The sequence below is a fragment of the Paenibacillus sp. CAU 1782 genome (genome assembly GCF_054551715.1).
The window spans coordinates 1,902,885-1,923,372 of the sequence record NZ_JBTOLL010000001.1; the positions used below are offsets into that span (position 1 = coordinate 1,902,885).

General features: G+C 51.2%; 19 protein-coding genes. 2 read left to right on the forward strand and 17 right to left on the reverse strand.

The annotated features are described in order from the left end of the window. Positions 1–269 precede the first annotated feature (269 nt). From ACX93W_RS08950 to ACX93W_RS08995, 10 genes are all read right to left on the reverse strand, one after another. A complete protein-coding gene (locus ACX93W_RS08950) occupies positions 270–1,214 on the reverse strand; it encodes a DUF368 domain-containing protein (RefSeq protein ID WP_459391947.1) in 945 nt (314 codons plus the stop codon). Between the two features lie 28 nt (positions 1,215–1,242). Next, entirely contained in the window at positions 1,243–2,133 is an 891-nt protein-coding gene (locus tag ACX93W_RS08955; RefSeq protein ID WP_459391948.1) for an SDR family oxidoreductase, read from the reverse strand. 18 nt (positions 2,134–2,151) lie between these two features. Continuing rightward, positions 2,152–3,306 (reverse strand): GNAT family N-acetyltransferase, encoded by a 1,155-nt coding sequence (locus ACX93W_RS08960; RefSeq protein WP_459391949.1) that lies wholly within the window; start codon positions 3,304–3,306, stop codon positions 2,152–2,154. Continuing rightward, on the reverse strand, positions 3,296–4,660 hold the full coding sequence (locus ACX93W_RS08965) for a F390 synthetase-related protein (RefSeq protein ID WP_459391950.1): 1,365 nt from the start codon (positions 4,658–4,660) through the stop codon (positions 3,296–3,298). The genes ACX93W_RS08960 and ACX93W_RS08965 overlap by 11 nt, the downstream gene beginning before the upstream one ends. Continuing rightward, entirely contained in the window at positions 4,657–5,622 is a 966-nt protein-coding gene (locus tag ACX93W_RS08970; protein ID WP_459391951.1) for an MBL fold metallo-hydrolase, read from the reverse strand. The genes ACX93W_RS08965 and ACX93W_RS08970 overlap by 4 nt, the downstream gene beginning before the upstream one ends. Before the next feature lies 1 nt (position 5,623). Next, entirely contained in the window at positions 5,624–6,658 is a 1,035-nt protein-coding gene (locus ACX93W_RS08975; RefSeq protein ID WP_459391952.1) for an NAD-dependent epimerase/dehydratase family protein, read from the reverse strand. Continuing rightward, entirely contained in the window at positions 6,655–7,878 is a 1,224-nt protein-coding gene (locus ACX93W_RS08980; protein ID WP_459391953.1) for an ATP-grasp domain-containing protein, read from the reverse strand. The genes ACX93W_RS08975 and ACX93W_RS08980 overlap by 4 nt, the downstream gene beginning before the upstream one ends. After that, entirely contained in the window at positions 7,868–8,869 is a 1,002-nt protein-coding gene (locus tag ACX93W_RS08985; RefSeq protein WP_459391954.1) for a beta-ketoacyl-ACP synthase III, read from the reverse strand. The genes ACX93W_RS08980 and ACX93W_RS08985 overlap by 11 nt, the downstream gene beginning before the upstream one ends. A gap of 238 nt (positions 8,870–9,107) precedes the next feature. Further along, positions 9,108–10,292: an IS110 family RNA-guided transposase gene (locus ACX93W_RS08990; protein WP_459391955.1), complete on the reverse strand. Its 1,185-nt coding sequence runs from the start codon at positions 10,290–10,292 to the stop codon at positions 9,108–9,110. Between the two features lie 534 nt (positions 10,293–10,826). Continuing rightward, a complete protein-coding gene (locus ACX93W_RS08995) occupies positions 10,827–11,981 on the reverse strand; it encodes an MFS transporter (RefSeq protein ID WP_459391956.1) in 1,155 nt (384 codons plus the stop codon). Between the two features lie 122 nt (positions 11,982–12,103). On the opposite strand from ACX93W_RS08995, the gene ACX93W_RS09000 reads away from it, so the two are divergent. Then, positions 12,104–13,003 (forward strand): LysR family transcriptional regulator, encoded by a 900-nt coding sequence (locus tag ACX93W_RS09000; RefSeq protein WP_459391957.1) that lies wholly within the window; start codon positions 12,104–12,106, stop codon positions 13,001–13,003. A 141-nt stretch (positions 13,004–13,144) separates the two neighbouring features. Here ACX93W_RS09000 and ACX93W_RS09005 read toward each other — a convergent pair whose 3' ends face one another. Then, positions 13,145–13,732: a TetR/AcrR family transcriptional regulator gene (locus ACX93W_RS09005; protein ID WP_459391958.1), complete on the reverse strand. Its 588-nt coding sequence runs from the start codon at positions 13,730–13,732 to the stop codon at positions 13,145–13,147. Between the two features lie 125 nt (positions 13,733–13,857). Between ACX93W_RS09005 and ACX93W_RS09010 the strand changes: the two genes are divergently transcribed. After that, a complete protein-coding gene (locus tag ACX93W_RS09010; protein WP_459391959.1) occupies positions 13,858–14,688 on the forward strand; it encodes an alpha/beta fold hydrolase in 831 nt (276 codons plus the stop codon). Here the strand turns inward: ACX93W_RS09010 and ACX93W_RS09015 are convergent. The 6 genes from ACX93W_RS09015 to ACX93W_RS09040 all read right to left on the reverse strand — a co-directional run bounded on the left by ACX93W_RS09015 (position 14,685) and on the right by ACX93W_RS09040 (position 19,875). Then, positions 14,685–15,443, reverse strand: coding sequence for an amino acid ABC transporter ATP-binding protein (locus ACX93W_RS09015; protein WP_459391960.1), 759 nt, complete (start codon positions 15,441–15,443; stop codon positions 14,685–14,687). The two genes, ACX93W_RS09010 and ACX93W_RS09015, sit on opposite strands and share 4 nt — an antisense overlap. Further along, entirely contained in the window at positions 15,436–16,176 is a 741-nt protein-coding gene (locus ACX93W_RS09020) for an amino acid ABC transporter permease (protein ID WP_459391961.1), read from the reverse strand. The genes ACX93W_RS09015 and ACX93W_RS09020 overlap by 8 nt, the downstream gene beginning before the upstream one ends. Positions 16,177–16,188: 12 nt before the next feature. Further along, the gene (locus ACX93W_RS09025) at positions 16,189–17,043 is read right to left on the reverse strand and encodes a transporter substrate-binding domain-containing protein (RefSeq protein ID WP_459391962.1); all 855 of its coding nucleotides are present in this window, start codon (positions 17,041–17,043) and stop codon (positions 16,189–16,191) included. A 12-nt stretch (positions 17,044–17,055) separates the two neighbouring features. Beyond that, the gene (locus tag ACX93W_RS09030; RefSeq protein ID WP_459391963.1) at positions 17,056–18,063 is read right to left on the reverse strand and encodes a glutathione S-transferase C-terminal domain-containing protein; all 1,008 of its coding nucleotides are present in this window, start codon (positions 18,061–18,063) and stop codon (positions 17,056–17,058) included. A gap of 130 nt (positions 18,064–18,193) precedes the next feature. Then, positions 18,194–18,922 carry a GNAT family N-acetyltransferase gene (locus ACX93W_RS09035; RefSeq protein ID WP_459391964.1) on the reverse strand — a complete coding sequence of 243 codons (729 nt, stop codon included), beginning with the start codon at positions 18,920–18,922 and terminating at the stop codon, positions 18,194–18,196. Continuing rightward, positions 18,919–19,875, reverse strand: coding sequence for a glutathione S-transferase family protein (locus ACX93W_RS09040; protein ID WP_459391965.1), 957 nt, complete (start codon positions 19,873–19,875; stop codon positions 18,919–18,921). The genes ACX93W_RS09035 and ACX93W_RS09040 overlap by 4 nt, the downstream gene beginning before the upstream one ends. Positions 19,876–20,488: the final 613 nt, after the last annotated feature.

A 20,488-nucleotide genomic window follows, 5' to 3' on the forward strand; every position in this document is an offset into this window, starting at 1 on the left:
GCACTAAGGTAAATAATAACATACATTAGATAGGCACAATGAACTAATTATAGTAGTTTTTCTCTGATGTGGCAATATCGTTTAACATAATTTAACTTCAAAGTGATGTGAACACATATTGTCTCCCCAAAAAAGGAAAGCAAAAATAAACAGCCCTCCGCCTGGCAGCAGCAAGATCGGTCGGTTGGACTTGAGTCACACGACTGTTCTGACCCGAAGCACCTAACCGCCACACTTGGCTTACAAGAGAGAGCTGTTAAATTCGTTATTTATATTTGTTGTTTCCGGCTAATTCGTCCCGCAAACAGAGCAATCACGAAGCCTGCCCCCAATGCGGCGATGCAAACGGCAATGGACAAAACGCCGCTAGGAAAACCGGGATACAACACGATGATGGAACCACCCACCATGCCGATCATTAACGAATACATAATTAGCGTATACCGCTTTAACAGGAACCGCACTAGCTTGCTTGTCAGAAGCACGCCTGCTAATATGCCGGCGCTAATCGCGAGCAGAATCGGAATATCCATCTCCGATATGGCGGATATCGCCGTGTAATACACGCCCAGAATGGTCAGCACCAAAGCGCCGCTGATTCCCGGCAATATCAGCGCCGTGCTGGCAAGCCAGCCGGAAGCAAACAGAAACAGATAGTCTCCCGCCGACAAATTGCTCATCGTCGCTACCCCGGACTGATCCAGGAAACGGGTTGCGGCAATTCCGGCAAAAGCCAGCAGGATCAGAACAACATGGATAAACCGGAAAGAGCTTTTGGCTTCTTGCCGCGAGGTCTTCCACAGGGATGGCAGCATTCCGATAACAAGCCCGATAAACAGGAAATGCGTCGGCTGCATGAAATGCTCCAGCAAATAGCTGATCAGCAATACCGATACCAGAAAACCGCCGATCATTCCGATTCCGATCGGAATCAGATATGCGACCCCTTCCTTCCACCGCTTGGAGGTCAAATTCCCGATCGCTTCAATCAAATTTTCATAGATTCCCATCAACATAGCTATCGTGCTGCTGCTGACGCCGGGAACCGTTTCGACCGTTCCCATTGCCATTCCTTTTACAATCGACTTCCAATTCAACATATAATCCTCCATTATTGCAAAATCCGACTTCAAGTGGTTGCTTAGAACTAAACTCTTTAAGCCCTCGCTTAACACATCCTGCTTATTGTACTTCATTCCCTGTTGATTTTCCAATTAACCTCCCAGGGTGTGTGTACGCGCCCTAACGGGTGCCGCGGCGGATGATGCCTTCGAACCAATTCCACGGCAGCAGCGCTTTGCTCCACAACGCTAGCACGGCGCCTTGTCCAAGCGGATAACGAAGTTTAGGCGAGCGGCTGCCAGCCAGCCTGCCGATAAAATCGGCCACTTGCTGGGGATCAGGCGCCGCCTCTCCCGACCGGCGCGAATAACTCATGATGGCCTGAAGCCTTTTCCGATAAGGCGAATGATCAGGGTTGTTTATTTGTCCCAAACCTTTGTCCCAAATCGGGGTCCGGTACGCTCCCGGCTCCACCAGGACCACTTTGACGCCAAACGGACTCAGTTCATGCCGCAAGCTTTCGCTAAACCCCTCTACCGCAAACTTGGAGGCGGCATAAGGCGCATAACCGGGAAACCCGACACGTCCGCTAATGCTGCTAATGTTGATAATCATGCCGCTATGCTGATTTCTCATGATAGGAATAACCGCTTTAGCCATCTCCACAAGTCCAAAAAAATTGGTTTCCATCTGCCGCCGCCAGTCCTCCATCGGAACATCCTCCACAAAGCCGCCAACGGCAAAACCTGCGTTGTTGACCAGAACGTCAATTCTCTTATGGTTTTGCATCGTTTCGGCAACAACACGTTCTATCGCGCTTGAATCCGTTACATCCAGTCTGCGGATTTCAATTGAGTCCGCAACCCCGGCGCGCCTGGCCCGCTCCAGCAGCTCCGCCGACTTATCGGGGTCCCTCATCGTGGCAATAACCCGATACCCCTGTTCTGCCAGCTTAACCGCCGTCAACATGCCAAATCCGCTGGATGCTCCCGTGATGAGGGCAGCGGCCCTTTCCGATGCTGCTTCCCTATCCCCCACAGACCTTTTCCCCGGTTCACCTTGTGACGCCATACTTATTCCTCCCATGTCCTACAATTTCAGCTTTTGCATCAGAGGCACGCCAACTTTGTTCAGCAGCCCCTCCAGCAGCGACCAGGCCCAACGCCTGCCAAGCGGCAGATGCCCGTCATATACCGCGGAATATTCAAAATCGGCGATTGCGCCGCGGTTTCGCTTGAATTGCGCAGCGCCCGCGCTTTCATGGAGCAAATGTCCGTTTTCACGGGCCTGGCTGATCAGGCAAGCGGATAACATTCGATACAACCCCAGCGACTGCGGCAACGTTGTATCATATCCAAACAAGGGAGTCGTCATAACCCCGTTCCGGCAAAAATAACCCATGACCGCGTCCAATCGCCCGTTTTTGCGCAAGCCGTACACATTCAGAATGCCCGTTTTTTTGGCCAAAGCAATGTAGGCCTCGTTAAATTGCGGATTATGCATGGAGTATTTGTCCAAATACAACAGCTTGTACAGCTCAACGATTCTAGGGATATCCGCGTCTGTCATCTCGTTTGCAGATACGAAAGTGTAACCATTTTTGTCTATTAGCTCAAAATCCCGCTTCAGCAGCCAGCGCGACTTCGCATTTCCAAAGCCGGGGTCATTGGCGTGGTAGAAGTAAACTTGCCGGCTTGGCACAAGCTTGCAGCCCCCTGCCCGCATGTGGTCCAACAGCTCCCCGTGAAGCGAGGGGCACAAGGAACGAATGACGACGGCATGCTTCGGAAAACGGTCCTTCACGGCCTCCAGGACAGACAACAGCTGCTCTCCCCTCAAACGAGGAAACAGATTGGTCGACAGCAGCCAGTTGTTAATATGCACAACCCGGTTAAAATGGCTCTTTTTCATCCCGTAACCCAACACATCCAGCAGCACTGACAATCCCTTTTCCAGTAGAGGCGATTTCAGAAGCATCAGCTCCTGCTTGGCATACGCCACATAATGCGTATAGGGCGACACCACGTAAGCATTGTCGTATTCGCCTTCATTAACGGTAAGAGGCAAAATGAGATCGTCGATTACGGCAACCTCTAACTTGGTATGAACATTGGCAATGAACGGCCTCGCACCGTCCCGCATCAGCGGTTCCAGATAAGCTCTCCCGTAACGTCCATCCTCACTATCCGGCCAAACGAGAGTATGAAAATTAGTTTGATCGTAAAAGAAGACGTCAGATTTCAACGACCCATCTCCTCTCTACGCGGCGCAGCTTTTGCTCCTTGGGCTGCCGGGAATAGCTGCTGAACGTCAAGCTTGGTACGCGGCAGTTCATTCTCCGCGCCAGGTCTGCGATAGCGGCGGCTGTCCGCTCTTCAATGTCTCTCTGAGCAGCGCCGGGAGCAATAAGAAGCTGAAGCTCAACATCGGCCGCTCCATGCTGGATCACCCGGTATTCCGAAATGGACGGGGAGGCGGAGATGATCGCGCGCGACCAGTAGTCGGGGAAAACGGGAATAAGCCTTCCGTCCTCCTCCGAAGCCAAATAAAAAACATCGTCGCAGCGGCCTTCGATTGTTTGAATGGCGGTAAATAACGAGCCGCATGGACACGGGGCTTCCGCCTCAGTCAATACGTCATTTAACCGATAACGGATAATGGGCTGGGTCGAGCGGGAAAAATCTGTGACGATGGGAACAAATTTGCGGCCGGAGCTGTCCCCCGCCACGTATTCCTTCCCGATATGGACGATATCTTCGTTTAGATGCAGCGTGCCAAAGCGGCATGTGCTCGCCAGAAACCCCTCCGTGCATTGGTAAATCTGATGAATCCGTACCCCGAACGTATCCCGGATCATAGCCGCGTCAATGGGATCCAGCACCTCCGCGACGGAAATGATCGTATGAGGGCGCGCGTCAAGCAGCCCTTTTTCCCTTTGCATGGCAAGTAATCGAAGCATGGATGGCGGTGCAGCCACAATACCAGGGTTGTAAGGGTTAAGCCTCTCCACATGGTTTTGCAGGTCGTCCAGCAGGTCAAAATATTGAAATTTCAGCTTCCCGCCTTGAACAGATTGATATAAGTTGCTGTTTGCCCGAAGGAAAAACGCGATTTTTTCACCCCGCCAAAACGGCTTTGGCAGCACCTTCGCCAGCATGACTCCGGCCCAGGCAGCTTGCTCGTTTTGGCCCACCAGAAACAACCCCCGATTGCCCGACGTGCCCGAAGACAACCCAACCGTTGTTTCTCCTATCACAGGTTGAAAATTACGCGTTCGCTCCGCCTCCAGAGCAACCTCCATCGCGCCTTCCCTGGAAATACCCGCCGTGTTCAGCGCGTCGAAATGCTCCATCATCATCGTTTTGTTAATGACCGGAAATTGCTTCCATTCGGCAAGCGGCGTATCGCTCCACAGCTCCCTGTAAAAGGGCGAATGCTCCCTGACAAAAGCAAGCTGTTTCAGCACCTGGCGCTCCTGCCATGCCTCGAAGCTTTTCCGGTCCCGCCACCTTCGCCTGTAGCGGGTTAAGAAGTAATGCTGAAGAAAGATGGCTAGCCACTTCAGTCCGCGTTTTTCCCTTTGGCCGCCAGAACTCACGAGCCGTCCCTCCATTTCCCCCGCCACAATGCTTCGGCGCAGTGGCTTGGAACAATTTCAATTTGCGGAAACCGCTCATGCAGGGAGCAAAGCCGCTGGAAGGAATCTTCATATTGAGTCCGACTCGACATAATAATCCGGGCGGCAGCATGGGGCTTGCGACGCTCGCGGAAAGCGCGGCTTGACCATACGGCATCGGCGCATAGAAAATATGGACCGGATTCCGTCACCAGAAAAAGGCCGATTTGCCCCGCTGCATGTCCCGGCACGTCCACCGCAATCAAGCTACCGTCGCCAAACCAATCATAGCCATATTCAAAAGGAAAATCCTCCCCCAGCGGAATTCGGGCCGTATCCTCCATCAGCAAGGAACGTTCCTCAAGATTATCCGGCAGCAAACCCGGCAAATAAGCGGCTTTTACCGCGGCAAACGCCGGGAGCCCCTTTACCGCATCATACGCTTCTCCCTTATACAGGATAGAGGCGTTAGGAAAATCCCGCAGCCCCGCTATATGGTCGCCATGGAAATGGGACAATACGACATAGCGAATTTCCTCTGCCTCAATGCCGAGTCGCTTCAGTTGATTCAACGCGCTGTCCTCTTCTTTAAAAATGACGGGAGTAATCCACCGGTACAACAGGGCAGGCAGCTTGCTGGTCTCTTGAAAAAAGCGCTCCGAATATCCCGTGTCAAACAAAATGTATCCCCGTTCGGGATGTGTAATCAAAGCAAAGCCGGCAGGAAACGAAACCGGCTTGAACGTCCCCCCGGCCAGGGTCAAAAATTCGGGATGCCGGCAATAACCCGCCGCAAACAGCTCCAGTTCCACACGTATGTTTGAGTTGACCGTCTGACCCGAAGCGCCGCCCGGCATGTAAGCACCGGCCGCTTGCCGGCCCGATGTTGCATCCAAACACTGTGACTGCTCTCCCGATAAGGTTTGTTCAGTTATCGCCTTCATCTTAAACGCCACCATTGTTTATATTTTCATACAGGTCCGTATATCCGCCGTCGCTCCACCACTGTGCAAAACGCCTCAGTCCTTCGTACAGGCTTACGTTGGGGGCATAGCCAAGCTGCTCGCGAGCCCGCTTAATATTCAGCGTCTGGCTTTTGGCCAATACGCCTACGGAGTAGCGGGTGAGCTTTGGCTCGCCCAAAAAAGGAAGCAGACGGTGAGTCCATTCCATTAGAGCCGCCGCTCCATGAACGATTGGATAGGGAATATCCCTCGTATGCAATGTCACTCCCAGCATGCCGAACAATTCCGCAAGCACGTCGCCCAGCTTGGCAGGTTCGCCGTTTGTTATATTATAAGCCTGGCCTAACGCCTCAGGCGGCGCTTCCCAGCCAAGCAGCATGGCTTCCACCGCATTGTCGACGTAGGTCAGATCCAGCAGGACGTCTCCATTTCGGAAAAGCGGCACTCCGCCCGTTTCGTTGGCACGCATCAGCCGGGGAAGCAAAGCGTTGTCAAGCGGCCCGAAGATAGCGCGAGGCCGAAGAATTATTCCCTCCAGTCCGCTTTGAAAAGAGTCAAACACAACTCTCTCCGCAAGCAGCTTCGTCGCCGCATAAGCGTTTGCCTGCTTCGGGGGAAACGCGGCATTTTCGGCAACGTCAAGGCGGTCTCTCTTATTGTCAAAATAAATGCTGGGCGTGGAGATATGGATCAGCCGATGTACGCCGTGTTTGCGACAGCCCTGCACGACATGTTTGGTTCCGTCCACATTTACGGAGTGGAAATCCCGGTAGCGTCCCCATGGGGACGACAAAGCGCCGCAGTGAAAAACGGCATCTTGCCCGGCGCACGCCAAAGCCACAGCTGTCTCATCCCTCAAATCGCCATGGACAAACGTAATACCTTTTGCTTCCAGCCTTGACCCTGCCGCCGTATTTCTTCCAAGGCCAGTTACCTCCCAGCCTCGGGACTGGAGCGTCGTACAGGCATGCTGGCCCAAAAATCCGGTAGCGCCTGTTACCAATGCCTTTTTCATGCTTCACCATTCCATTCGATATCCCTTGTTGTGGCCTGACTCAGCGTTAAACCTTCCTTGCGGCTGACCCGCCAAGACTCCAGCAATACGCCCAGCTGCTCAATGGACGGCTTTATGTCCCCTCGCCGGAAAACAACATCGCGGGCAGACCGCCAATCTCCAAACCAGCTCCGCAGGCCGCTCCAGCTTGAGATATTCCCCGGAGCAGCTGCAAGCATGCCAGCAGCCAACATGCTGACGGAGCGCTCCGGGCTAATCAACGACCCTGAAGCCTTAAGCTCATTTGGAGAAAGAAATGCTTCCCGCAACCTCCCGTCCGTGCCAAACAGATGGATGCCGCTTGTTGCCCGGGGATTGCATTCCAGAGCATATAACTCCCCGCCTTCTTCTTCAATAAAGTCAAAGGCGATTTGCCCCGAAAACCCGATAGCGCAAACCAGACGGGATACCCACTCCAGAGATGGCGCGTGCTCCAGCGGTTCAAAATAAACCGTTGCCCCGGCCCCGATCCGGTAGCGGCCGGGATAAGCGGCATGCGCAAGCAACACCCCTTCATGGGCGATGCTGTACGTGCTGATATGTCGCCCGTCCACTTGGCGCTGGGCGATCCACGGCGTTTCAGGGGATACGGAAGCTGCCGCCTTGCGCAACAAAGCAACTCTTTTAGCCTCGGAATCCCCCATATCCAAAAAGATTACCCGCGACGCAAACCGGGAATAGACCGGTTTGAGCACCATATGGCGGTCCAGAGCTTCCTTGCCAAAGGCAAGCATTTCCTGCGGCGTCCCAATCAGCCGGGATTCCGGAACCGCCAAACGAAGACAGCTCGCCAGCCGCACAAATTCCCACTTGTCATGCAGCTCTCTCAGCTGCTCCAGCGGCGGACACCACACGTTGCAATGGCGGGAAAGGCTCTCCAATCCTTGTGCGACAAAAAAGATCTCCTCGCAGGTCGGGATCAGAACGTCTACCCGCTGCTCCGTCACAATGTCTTCGATCGCTTGCAGAAAACGCTGGCGATCGGCATTGGGAGCCGGAACGAAAAAGGAACGCTCCACGGCCCGCGACACGCGGCATAAATGGTACCGCGCGCTTTCCGCCACAAGCACCCGATGGCCCCCGCTATGGAAGGAACGCGCCAGCTCCAGCGTACAAGGCGCCCTGCCTCCCGTGAGCAAAATCGTCAAACCCCGGCTATCCGGATAATCCTCAATAGACAAAAGTGATCCCTCCCAGCGACAATCCTGCCGCCGTTCCAATCAATAACACCCGGTCTCCCCGTTTGATCTTCCCTTGCCGGATGCCTTCGTGCAGTCCCATCGGAATCGAAGCGGCTATCGTGTTGCCGTGATTTGGCGTAATGTAGATTAACTGCTCGCGGGATATGCCCAGCTTCTTCCGCATAAGCCGCATCGCCATGGCGCTGCCCTGATGCGGAACTACCGCGGCAAAGTCCTCCATCCGCCATCCGCTGACGGCCAGCAGCTCATCCACAAAACCGGGAAGCAGCTTGGAAGCCATTTTGAAAATAGCCTGTCCGTTCATGTGAAAAAGGTAATTATCCGCTGTTTCGGCGTTATGCTCGCGGGGATGCATCTTTGTGCCGCCGCCGCGCACCTCCGATAGCTTTGCGCCTTGGCTGTATGTTTTTATGGATGAACCAACGATGACAGAGTTTTCGTCCTCGCGGGATGGGCCGATAATAACCGCGGCCGCTCCGTCTCCAAACAAAGCGGCGCTTTCCCTTTCCTTCCAGTTCAAGCCGACCGAAGCAATTTCGCTTGAGACCAGCAGCACATGCCGATAACGTCCCGCGTCGACCAAATAAGACATCATGTCGAGCCCCGCAAGAAAGCTGATGCAGGTCGCATCGATATCAAATGCCGGAACGCCGGACATGGCTTCCCCCAGCTGCAGCTGAATCAGCGAGGCCGTACTTGGCAATACCTGCTCCCGCGTCCCGCTTGCGCAAACCAAACAATCGATGTCCGCAAGGGTTAGGCCTGCCGCCTTCAAGGCATCCTCGGCTGCTCGTGCGCCCATATAGGACGCAGTTTCGTGCTGACTTGCAAAATGGCGGACAGTTACATCCGTTGTTTTGAGGACCCAACCCTTTGGCGTGTTTAACAGCCCGTCCATTTCTTCATTAGTCACTATTCGACTCGGCATATATTTTCCGGTTCCCATAATTTTGACGCGCCTCGTCTTCATCTATAAATACCTCCGCATTTTATCCGTAAGTCTTAGTTGGCGTGCTATAACTGCACTCTCCCTAAATTCGACAAAGACCGCGTTTCCCCCTTTTACCGGGGCAAATTTCTGGCAGCGCAAAAAAAACAGCTAATACTTTGTCAATAGGCTGTTTTATTGGACAGCGGGTTTTGGTATACTGAATTTTGCGTATGACAAATAAACCTCCAATACATGGAAGTTTATGGAATAAAGAGATTTAAGTAGCGAATGGTTGCCCTTTTTTAAGCATGGCGTAGACGTGATGTAATACCTTGTTGGCGCAAGCGATCACGGCTACTTTATGGGGCTTCCCTTCGCTTCTTTTCTTGTCATAGTACACTCGTAGGCGTGGATTATAATCCTTCCTTAATCCGCATATAACCGCCAGATACGCGGCTCGTCTCAAGCGTTTAGAACCACGTTTTGTGATTCGGTTCTCACTAGCCGTAAACTTTCCTGAGCTAAATACACTTGGATCTAGTCCCGCCATGGCCACGACTTGCTTGGGATGACTGAACTGCGATCCATCCCCTATCTCCGCTACGATTGCAGTGGCTAGTTTCGTGCTGACTCCTGGAATGGATTCAAGCAATTGCTCCTGTGGGATCGTTTGGGACACTTCATAAATGACTTGTTCTACATGGGCAAGCTGCTCCTGAAGCTCACGGATCACCTTCAGCATCGTCAGAAGGGATTGTCTCAACCCAAAACCAATAGCGGTCACCGGATTCATCTGACTTACGGTATGCATCGACTGAGCCTTCCGCTTCACCCATGCATCTGAGCGGCAAGCTCTGGATGCCTTTTTTATCGACTCATACCCGTTCTCTTCCTGTGGATCATCAGACACCAGACAAACTTCTAGTAGGTTTAAAGATGTCTTTGAGAACAAATCCGTAAAATCGTATCCTGGAAGGAATTGATCAAGTAAGGCGCGCATATGAAGCCGGGCTTGCACATACAAGCTTGTCACGAACTCCTGTTGGCGAGTTAAGAACTGAAGGTCTGTAAAAGCCTCCTTCCGTATGGGATGAGCCAGCCAATCTTCATTCTGATAATACAAATCGCCCAGGTGCCAAGCATCGGATTCATCCGTTTTCACCTTGCGTAAGCCTACTCTTCTTGCCCTTTGTGCTTGCAAGGGGTTAACCAAGATCACTTGAAATTCTTCCTGCTGTAAAAACGGGACAAGCACACGATGATAGTGTCCTGTAGGCTCTAAAATAATCGGTGGTTTTTCCCCTGTCTGCTGCTCCAGATCGACAAGCAACGCCTTCAGCCGATCAAAGCCTTTCCGGGTATGAAGAATGGTTTCCGCTTGTCCCAAAGGACAGTTACGTTTAAGAAAACACTGGATAACCGACTTTCCCTTTGCAACATCAATGCCAATAACAGGTTTCATTCCGTTCTCCCTTCAAAAAAATGACCGGTCTACTCCCCACAATGGTTCCAACTTCACAGCTTCGCTTGTGATACGAGGTCAACGCCTCAACCAGCTCAATCGTGATGGTCGGTGGTAGGGGGAGAACCGTTTTTGTGTACGGGGTTGTCCCCAGGGGCTGTCACGTTCTCCCGGCTACCGCCATCATAGAATGACCATAAAGAATGGGGCTGTCCAAAAAGCCGATCCGCGTATCTGATTCAATTAAAAACGCTAATGGACATCCGTGTCCGTTAGCGCTTATTTTTTAACTTTTTGCGTTTGTAACGGACATTGATGTCCGTTACAGTGAAAATTATCCAATAATTACCCATTTTGGGGCTCTAACGGACAAGGATGTCCGTTAGAATTTCAAAATCTGCGTTTTACGCGTCTAACGGACTTCCGTGTCCGTTAGAGCGTTTGACTTTTTGGACAGCCCCTTTAAAATGGAGCGGAGTTTGGCTACGGAAAAAAATTCGCGTTGTACGAAAAACCATACAAATGTGTCCTGCTTCAGCCATTTCCCTGAACTTCGTTTTTGGTGCCCGTTATGAGCAGCTGAACAACAATCATCACAACCGCAAGGACCAGCATGGCAAGCAGCGCGGCAAAAAAGCTGCCGCTGTTGTCGTAAATGACGCCGATAAGCAGCGGGCCCATCGCTCCGATGATATAACCTCCGCATTGGGACATGGCGGACCATGTTCCCGCTTCCTCCGAAGTGCTGGTTTCGACGATCGGCAGCATAAGCGCCAGCGGGAATAATCCGCCCGCGCCGATGCCCAGGCAGATGACCGCAGGCAGCATCGGCATATGAAGCAGCAGCATGACGATGCCCGCCAGTTCAAATACGCTGCAAAGGACAAGGTAAAATCTGCGGTTGCCGGATTTTGCCGCTAGGAATGGAACGGTCAACGATACGGGAATTTGAATGATGGTAAAAACCGTAAGCAGCATGGCCGCGCTTGCCGAGCTATATCCAAAGCTATGCGCGATCGGCGAAATCCAGGCCGTTACGGAATAAAACAAACTTGCCATTAATCCAAAAAACAATGTTAGCAGGATGGCCCTTTTATTGCGCAGAGGAAATGGCGAACGCCCCTGGCCCCCTTTTATCGCCTTGTTCCGCAAAAACAGCGACCACACGATTAAAGCAGCTACGCCCAATACGGCCCAAAATGCCAATGCCATGGTCATGTTGTTTTGACTGGCATGGTAAAGGGGTATCGTAAAGGCGGAGGCCAATGCCGCTCCGACAATCATGGACGCGGAATAAATGCTGACGATGCCGGGTTTGGTCGGAAAATACTTTTTAATAAAACCCGATAACAACGGCCCCGCTATGCTGATTCCGATACCGCCTATCAAAGCGCTGATTATCAATATAAACACCGAGCTGACAATGCCGCGCAGCGCGGTTGCCGCTGTAATGAACAGCAACGCCATAAAAATGGTGCGTTCAAGTCCGATACGATTGCGCAAAACCGTCGCCACTGGAGCAAAAAAGCCCATGCAGATGACGGGCAATGTGGTGAGCAGGCTAGCCGTCAAGCCGTTCATGTGCAGTTGATCCTGGAGCGTTTCAAGCAAAGGGGCAACAGAGGTAATTAGGGGTCTCAGGTTTAGTGACGCGATAAAAATAGCCAGCAATAAATAATACTTTTTCATGAATGCTGCCTCCTTCTCCAGATGTCTTATCAAGTATAGTCAATCCTTTTCCATTGATCAATCTTATAGTTTGTATCATTATAATAGTAATATACTATCGTTCATTGGAGGGGAGCCGTTGCATGGATACTCGAAACATAGGCTACTTTATGGCCGTTTACGAGCAGCTTCATTTTACAAAAGCAGCCGAAAGTCTGGGCATTTCCCAGCCGACCTTAAGCCAGCAAATCCGCTTGCTTGAAGCGGAGCTGGGCACGCCTCTTTTTGACCGCATCGGCAAAAAGGTGGCGGTTACGGAGGCCGGAAGGCTCCTGCATCACTATGCGGTAAAAATGCTGCAAGCCGAACGGGATGCCTATAGCGCGATAAAGGAACTGCTGTCAGGAAAAAGAGGCACCGTTTCACTTGCCGTTTTGCCTTCCGATCTGGATTTTCAACTGGTGCCTCTATTCGTTCAATTCAAACAAAAATATCCCGACATCGCGCTCAAGGTTATATCGACGATCCAGGTTCAGGACGAGGTGCTTGGCCACAAAGTGGATATTGGCATCGGACTGAAAGGCCCGCTTGATAAACGATTGGTTCAGGTGCCGCTTGGTTCGGAGCCGTATCATCTTTTTGTCCATTCCGACAGCGAACTTGCCGGCAGAAAGGAAATCTCCCTTACGGAATTGGAGCGGCATGCTTTGGTTATGTATCCAAAAGGTTTTTTGGGGCGGGACTTGATCGATGAGGTATGCGTTAACGCGGGGGTCGAGCTGACTACCGTCATGGAGACAAGCTCCGCCAATTCATTGCTGCAACTAGTTTCTGCAGGGGTTGGGGAAACCATACAGCCAAGAGGATTGCTCAGGCAATATCCGGAACGCTACCAAATCACGTCGATCCCGATTGCGGACCCGGCGCCTGTTCGCCAACTGGAGCTGATGTACCATGCCGACCGTTTTATCGGCAGCTCGCAGCGCCAATTAACGGAGTGGCTGATCCACTTCTTAAAAGAAAAAATCGTTGGCGGACACTGATGCCAAGCCATGGCATTTTGTCAAAAAGACAAAAAAGCCGGCTCGGTATCGCCCAGGCCGGCTTGCTGCGTAAACCCGCTTCATGTTGCACCGCGTCATATTTGAGCGCGACATGTCGCTTTCGCTTCATGTTGCACCGCGTCAAAACGATCTCAGCATCGTCTCCAGGATGCTTCCGACTTGCGTCCGTGCCGCGACCGGATCATCCGCTTCCGCAATGCCGATAGCCGCTTCCGTAACCGCTCCAAACAGGATATCGGCAAGCAAGCCCGAAGGCTGAGTTGAGATATGCCCTGACTCCATCAGCTCTTGCAGCAGCAAAGCGGATACGCTCATGACGCTGCGTTTTTCCTTCTCCCGCCACTGCTTCCATCCTAATGTTACCGGACCTTCCTGCAGCACGATCTGGCGGTAGGACTGCTGAAGACAACCCTCCAAATACATGTTCAGAGCAGTCATTGCTCTCTCCCATGGATCTTTTTTGTCCGCGATAGCTCTGTTAATTTGTTGGACCATTTCATTCAGAAACCGGTCTACCACTTGTTCAAAAATGGTCTTTTTATCCTTGAAATGATAATAAAAAGCTCCTTTCGTTAATTGTTCGTGCTTGACGATTTCATCAATAGAGGTTTTGGCGAATCCAAACTCGGCAAACAGCGACTCCGCCCGGCGCAGCAGCGCTTCTTTTGTCGCTTCCGCATTGATATATTTAGCATTTTGTTCATTCATAGGTTCATTATAGCGCTTAGACATGACTTGATAAAGATTAAATTGCATCAAACATACCAACGGTATTGCCAACATACTTACGGTATGTTACAGTAATGCCAATCAACCATGGAAGGGGATAACGCATGAAGGAAGTAAAAGTGGACGCGGGAATCATACGATATATCGATCAAGGGGAGGGCCAGCCTATTTTGTTTTTGCACGGTGCATTAAGCAACAGTAATACCTGGAGAAAGGTTATTCCCGTCATATCCAGGCATTACCGCTGTATCGTTCCCGACCTGCCTCTCGGAGCCCACTCCATTCCCCTTAACTCTGCGGCGGATTTAACGCCAAGAGGGATCGCCAGCTTGATCAAACAATTTATCGACGAGATAGGAACGCATGAGGTGGTTGTGGTCGGCAACGACACAGGCGGCGCATACGGTCAGGTTTTTACCACGATGTACCCATCTTCCGTTGTCCGCCTGGTGTTGTGCAATACCGATGCGTTCGAAATTTTTCCGCCCAAGGCATTTGCCGCTTTGCAAGCCGGCATTAACGTTCCGGGTTTCACGTGGCTCATGTCACGGCTGTTTCATATCAAGCCTTTTCTGAAAAGCCCGATGGCGCTAGGTTTGCTCTCCCACAGCCTGACGAAGGAGCAGCTCTCCGAGCTTTATATACGGAGCTTTATTGTGCAAAAAGGCGTTCGGTCCGATTTTGTCAAAGTCGCAAAAGGCTGGTCGCCGGAAATTACGCTGCAAGCCGCGCAGAAGCTGACGCATTTTCATCAGCCCGTTCTGGTGCTTTGGGGAACCGACGACGAAAAGCTATTTCCGCTGGAGCTGGGACATCGCGTATTCCGGATTTTCCCCAATGCTTCGCTCAAGCTTGTTGAAGGTTCTCTGACTTATGTACAGGAGGATCAGCCGGATATATTCGCCAGCGAGCTTCTTCGTTTTATGGCCGCTTAAATTGCAAATTCCGGCTCGAAATCCCGATAGTAATTGGCAAGAAATTGCTTGGTCCGTTCGCTTTTGGGAGAACCAAACACCTCATCAGGCGCTCCGTCCTCCACGATGACGCCTCGATCCAGAAACAGCACCCTTGTCGCTACCTTGCGAACAAAATTCATCTCATGGGAAACAAGCAGCATCGTATATCCTTCTTCAGCCGCCTGTTTGATCGTGTCCAGCACCTCACCGACCAGCTCCGGGTCAAGTGCCGAGGTAGGTTCGTCGAATAGCAGCAGCTCCGGCTGCATGGCCAGCGCGCGCGCAATTGCCACCCGCTGCTGCTGTCCGCCGGAAAGCTGCTTGGGGTAATGGTTCATCCGGTTGGACAACCCGACTCTCGTTAGCTGCTGAACGGCGATTTTACGCGCTTCTTCCTTGGCCGTCTTTTTGACGATCACCAGACCTTCCATTACGTTTTCAAGCGCTGTTTTTTGACGAAACAGATTGAATTGCTGAAATACCATTGCCGTGCTTTTGCGAAGTCTCTGAGCCTCCGAACGGGATGCTTTAGCAACGTCAACCTTGAAATCGCCGATTGAAATACTTCCTGAATCCGGCGTCTCCAGCAGATTGATGGATCGGAGAAAAGTGGACTTCCCGGAGCCGGAAGAGCCGATCACGACCACGACATCGCCCTTTTTAATGTTCAAATCGATGCCTTTGAGGACAATGTGTCCGTGAAAGGATTTGGTCAAACCGCTGATCTCAATCAAGGATCACATCCCCCTTTCTTTTTCTCATGCTTCGGAAATCAATGTCCAGACGCTTTTCCAGATAGGAAATAATCCGTTCGATAATAATCGTCAGTCCCCAATAGATCAGAGCCAGCGCGCAATAGGACTCGAAAAACCGCAAATTGTTTCCGGCCAAAATTTTGGAATAAGCCGTCATCTCTACAACGGAGCAAACAAACGCAAGCGAAGTTCCCTTCATCAAGCCGATAAGGGCATTGCCCAAGGTCGGCAGCGCCACCACGAATGCTTCTGGCAAAATAATGCGCCGCAGCACCTGCCATGGAGACATGCCGAGCGAATGAGCCGCTTCGATCTGCCCCTTGTCCACGGATTGAAGCGCTCCGCGAATCATTTCGGAGCTGTAAGCCGCTTCATTCAGCGACAGCGCCAGCAGCACATAAAAAAGGGCGGGAATGGAATTGACGTTATAGCTTGTATCGTAATAGTAGTTGATATATTTCAGCACAATCGGAATGCCGGCATAGGACAGGTAGAGCTGAACCAGAATCGGCGTTCCACGGGTAAAGGAGATAAACACCGTGCTGAGCTGGTACAGCACGGGTGTTTTTTTCATCCGGATGATGGCGAGCAGAAGCCCCAGCACAAGCCCCGCCAACATCGATATCGCCGTCAGATACAAGGTGACCGGCAAATACTTCAGAAGTTTCGGAATCAGTGTAAAAACAAGCTCTACATCGAATATGTTAGGCATCTCGGCTAACCTTTATTGAACTTCCGGGGCAAAATCGCCATGCAGATACTTCTGGCTGATTTCCGTGATGCTGCCGTCCTTGATCAATTCCTTGATCCGGCTGTTGACATCCTTCTGCAGCTGCTCGCTGTTTCCGCCTTTGCTAAGCAGCAGGTAGCTGTAAGGGACGCCGATCCGGTCGGAATCTTCCTGCGACAGAGGAATCGTCTTCAGCTTTAGTCCAAATTCATTGATATACAATTGAAGCATCGAATTATCAATCAGTTGAAAATCGATTGCACCGCTCTCCACATTTTGGAGAATAGGCACCATTTCAGCTTCTGTGTACTTCAGGTTCACAGGTGTTTTGGCAAGGGTTTCGTTGTATTGTTCCAAAGCCACTGTATAGTTGACGCCCGCGCTGACTTCACTTGATTTGCCTTCAAGGTCAGCAAACGATTTGATGTCGTCGCGGCCTTCCGCTACGGCGATGGCATATTGGTTTTTAAAGATGGGATCGGAGAACAAGTATTTTTCTTCTCTCTTGGCATTTTTGGCAAAATTGTTGGCGCCGATTTGATAACGGTCGGAATCCAGACCCGCAAAAACGGAAGTAAACTCCGTTGCTTCGATCGCAATTTCATATTGCGGCAGGCCTTCAAAAATCTTTTTGACCACTTGAATGTCATAACCGTCCAACTCATTATTGTCGTTTAAATAAGAAAACGGCTTTGGATTTCCTCCAGTGGCGATTGTAATTTTGGTTTTTGCAGTATCTGAATTTGTATCGTCAGCTTTTCCCGTTGTCGTATCGCTTCCGCAAGCGGCAAGCGCCAGCGTTAGTGTTAGTGCAATCATGCCCAGTCCGATTTTTCTCCATGTTTTCATCTCTCGTTCCCCCTATGCTTTTGTCAAAAACTTGTGTTCAGGATCGCTGCTTTTTTCTCTGCGGTTCTGCGGCTGTGACCAATTGCCCTCATAATCGATCTGATCCCAGAAGCGAGTATTATAGTCGATGAAAATGCCGATTTTCTTTTTATTGGATTGCGCCATATCCCGGATATAGGAATTGTTCCTAAACGCAGGGATTTCGTACAAGTCGCGGGCGTAGCCCCAAATGTTTTTGAAGTCAACGATGCGGTTGCGGATTGGACCCAGGTTTCGGAAGTAATAGGTATCAAACCGAGCCAGCGTCACGAACAGGCGAATATCGGAATCCGTTACATAATCGCCGAACAGAAAACGATTGTTCTCCAGACGCTCTTCGATTTCGTCCAGCGCCTTGTAAAAATGATGGAATGCATGGTTGTAAGCCTCGATGGTTTGGGCAAACATCATCTTATAAACGCCATTGTTGACATTGTCGAACAGGAAATCGTTGTATTTGTCGATCTCCCCTCTCCGTTGCTCCGGATACAGCTCAGGCGCTCCAGGTTTATGCAGCGATGCAAATTCATTTTCCAGGTAATTCGTCAGCCAGACGTAATCGTTGTTGACTACTTTTTTTGTCTTGACGTCGATAACGGCTGGCACCGTTGCTCTGCCCAAATATTCAGGGTCGGCGTTTGCGTAAAGCTCGGATAGAAACTGTACGTCCAAAACAGGGTCCTTGCCGCTTTCGTCAAATACGAATTCCCAGCCCAAATCCTCTTCATGCTTGCCCCGTCCCACCAGATTGATGCCGATGGCGTCTTCTAATCCCAGCAGTTCGCGTACGATGGATGCACGGTTCGACCAGTGGCAGCCTTTGGCCCAAATGAGGCGGTAACGTCCCGCTTCCACCGGCAATTTGCCCTCTCCTTCGCCGAAGGGCGTATCAAACCGGTTTTTTTGCCGTACAAAAAAACCACGCTCATCAATTTCGTGTTCGATCTCTTTGGGTCTGACCCGTATTTCCGCTTTTGCCATTTCGTTCCCCTCCACGTTTGTAATCATCCTCGACTGCCATCATCCTCGATCGCAATCATCCTCGACTGCCATCATCCTCGATCGCAATCATCCTCGACTGCCATCATCCTCGACTATCCTTTAAGCCAAGTTAGTCGATAAATCCCATTTCCTTCAGAAGAGGCTCGTTCCGGTATAGCGCAAGCCCCGTCTTCATAGACTTGAAGCCGAGACGTCTGTAGAAATCCACGGTGTCGGGATGCGTGTACAACACAACGTTGCAATGCCCTACAAAGGTCAACAGATTTTCAATTATCAGCCGGCCCAGCCCTTTTCCGTGATACCGCTCATCTACGGCGATATTGTAAATGGCCGCCTGGGACACCCCGTCGGACAATGCGCGTCCAAAACCAATCAGACTTTCTCCGTCGTAGATAAACGTAACGGCGTAGCTGTTTTCAAAGGTTTGCCGATGGGTCTCCGGCGGAGCAGCCGACAGGCCAAAATATTGCATTAATTCCGCTACGCGATCCCATTCGCGGTCCTTGCAGTCGTTGCGGATTAGCCAGTGGGGCGTTTTAGCGTCCTTGTTGACGTGGTCGACGTTCCCGTCTGGATGGTCGGCTTTGCCGTCAGCGCGTCCGGCATTCCCGTCGGGATGCTCGGCTTTGCCGTCAGCGCGTCCGACGTTCCCGTTGGGATGCTCGGCTTTGCCGTCAGCGCGTCCGGCATTCCCGTTGGCATGAACGTCCTTGCCACCAGCGCGTCCGACGTTCCCGTTGGGATGCTCGGCTTTACCATCAGTACAATCGGCGTTCCCGTCGGTATGCTCGACTTTTCCGTCGGCTGGAATTCCAGTTTGAGCAGTTCCCCGGCTCATCCCAGCGATTCCCGTCCATGCGGCTTAGTCCAGAACGACTGGTCCGGCCCTTTGGCCAGCAATTGATAAGGGTTGTTGGCGATATCGCCAAGATGATACCCTCTCTTGATCGCATCAAAGTCGGTTGTATCGCCGAATCCCGGGGTTTGATACAAGTCGCGGGCATACGCTGATAAATTCGGAAAATCAACCAATCGGTTGCGGTTGGTGCGAAATACGGAATAATAGGCGATGTCGAAACGAACCAAGGTCACAAACAATCGGATATCGGAATCCGTAATGGAGTCTCCGAACAAATACCGCTGCGTGGACAACCGTTGGTCCAGTTGATCCAGCCGGGCAAACAGCGTGTCGTACGCCTTTTCATAAGCTTCCTGAGATCTGGCAAAACCGGCCTTGTAGACGCCGTTGTTCACCTCATGGAACAATACCTCGTTCAGCGCATCGATTTCACCGCGCAAGCCCTCCGGATACAAGTCGGGAGCTCCCTGCTTGTGCAGCTTTGCCCACGCCGTCTCCAGATCATTGGTCAATCGGAAGTAATCATTGTTGACTACCTTGCGGTCAATGACATCCACAACGGTTGGCACCGTTGCCCGCCCATCATAATCCGGATCCGTCTCCTTATAAATTTCCGGCAAATAACGGATCTTCAGGACAGGATCAACTCCGCCTTCGTCCAATGAAAACTCCCAGCCCTGCGGCGTTCGTACTGGACTGGCTTTGCCCACGCTGATGGCTTCTTCAAGACCAAGCAGGCTACGAACAATAATGGCGCGATGCGCCCACGGGCATATCGCCGCCCACAAAATGCGGTAACGTCCCGCTTCCACCGGCAGCTTGCCTTCCCCTTCTCCAAACGGAGTGGTAAACCGGTTTTTCTGCCGAAGGAATTCCCCGTTCCCCCCAATTTCTTTGGTCAATTCAGGTGCGATGAATGAAACTTCTGCCATTGCAAGACCTCCTTTTCAATTCCAAGTAATCTAATGTGTTTTAACAGATTTTAAAATAATCTTACCTGTAAAGATAGTAAAAATCAGAACAACCCAACTGTGAGCATCGACATTGACAACTACGATCAACGACGATAGAATAAATCTTTTCTTTTACTGGCACAGCTCTCAAACAGAAATCTACGCACGTCGATCAACAAAAGGATCCGCTGCGGGCCATAGTGTTCTTCTGAAATCTCATAGGTAGTTCCGCTTAACCAGTAACCTGCCTATCCATGTTGATCGCCAGCGGTTCAAGTGTCTGGCTAGCTGAACCCGCCTGGGTAACGGTCATTCTTGTCCGTTAGCACTCAGAAAAGGCCAGATTCCCCAAAGTAACGGTCATTTTTGTCCGTTAGCGGTCAAAAACGAAGAATATGGGACGAAAATGAGCTGTAACGGTCATGGATGACCATTAGAAATCTGCTTTTGGCAAAAAGAAGGTTCTAATGCACTAGCCTTGCACCAAACCTAACATGAAAAACAACCTTCTCATAAGTTCCTATATTTTGAAGAAATTGATGGTATTCTCTGGAAATCCATTAAAAAAACTCCTAATGTAAAAGGATAGGCA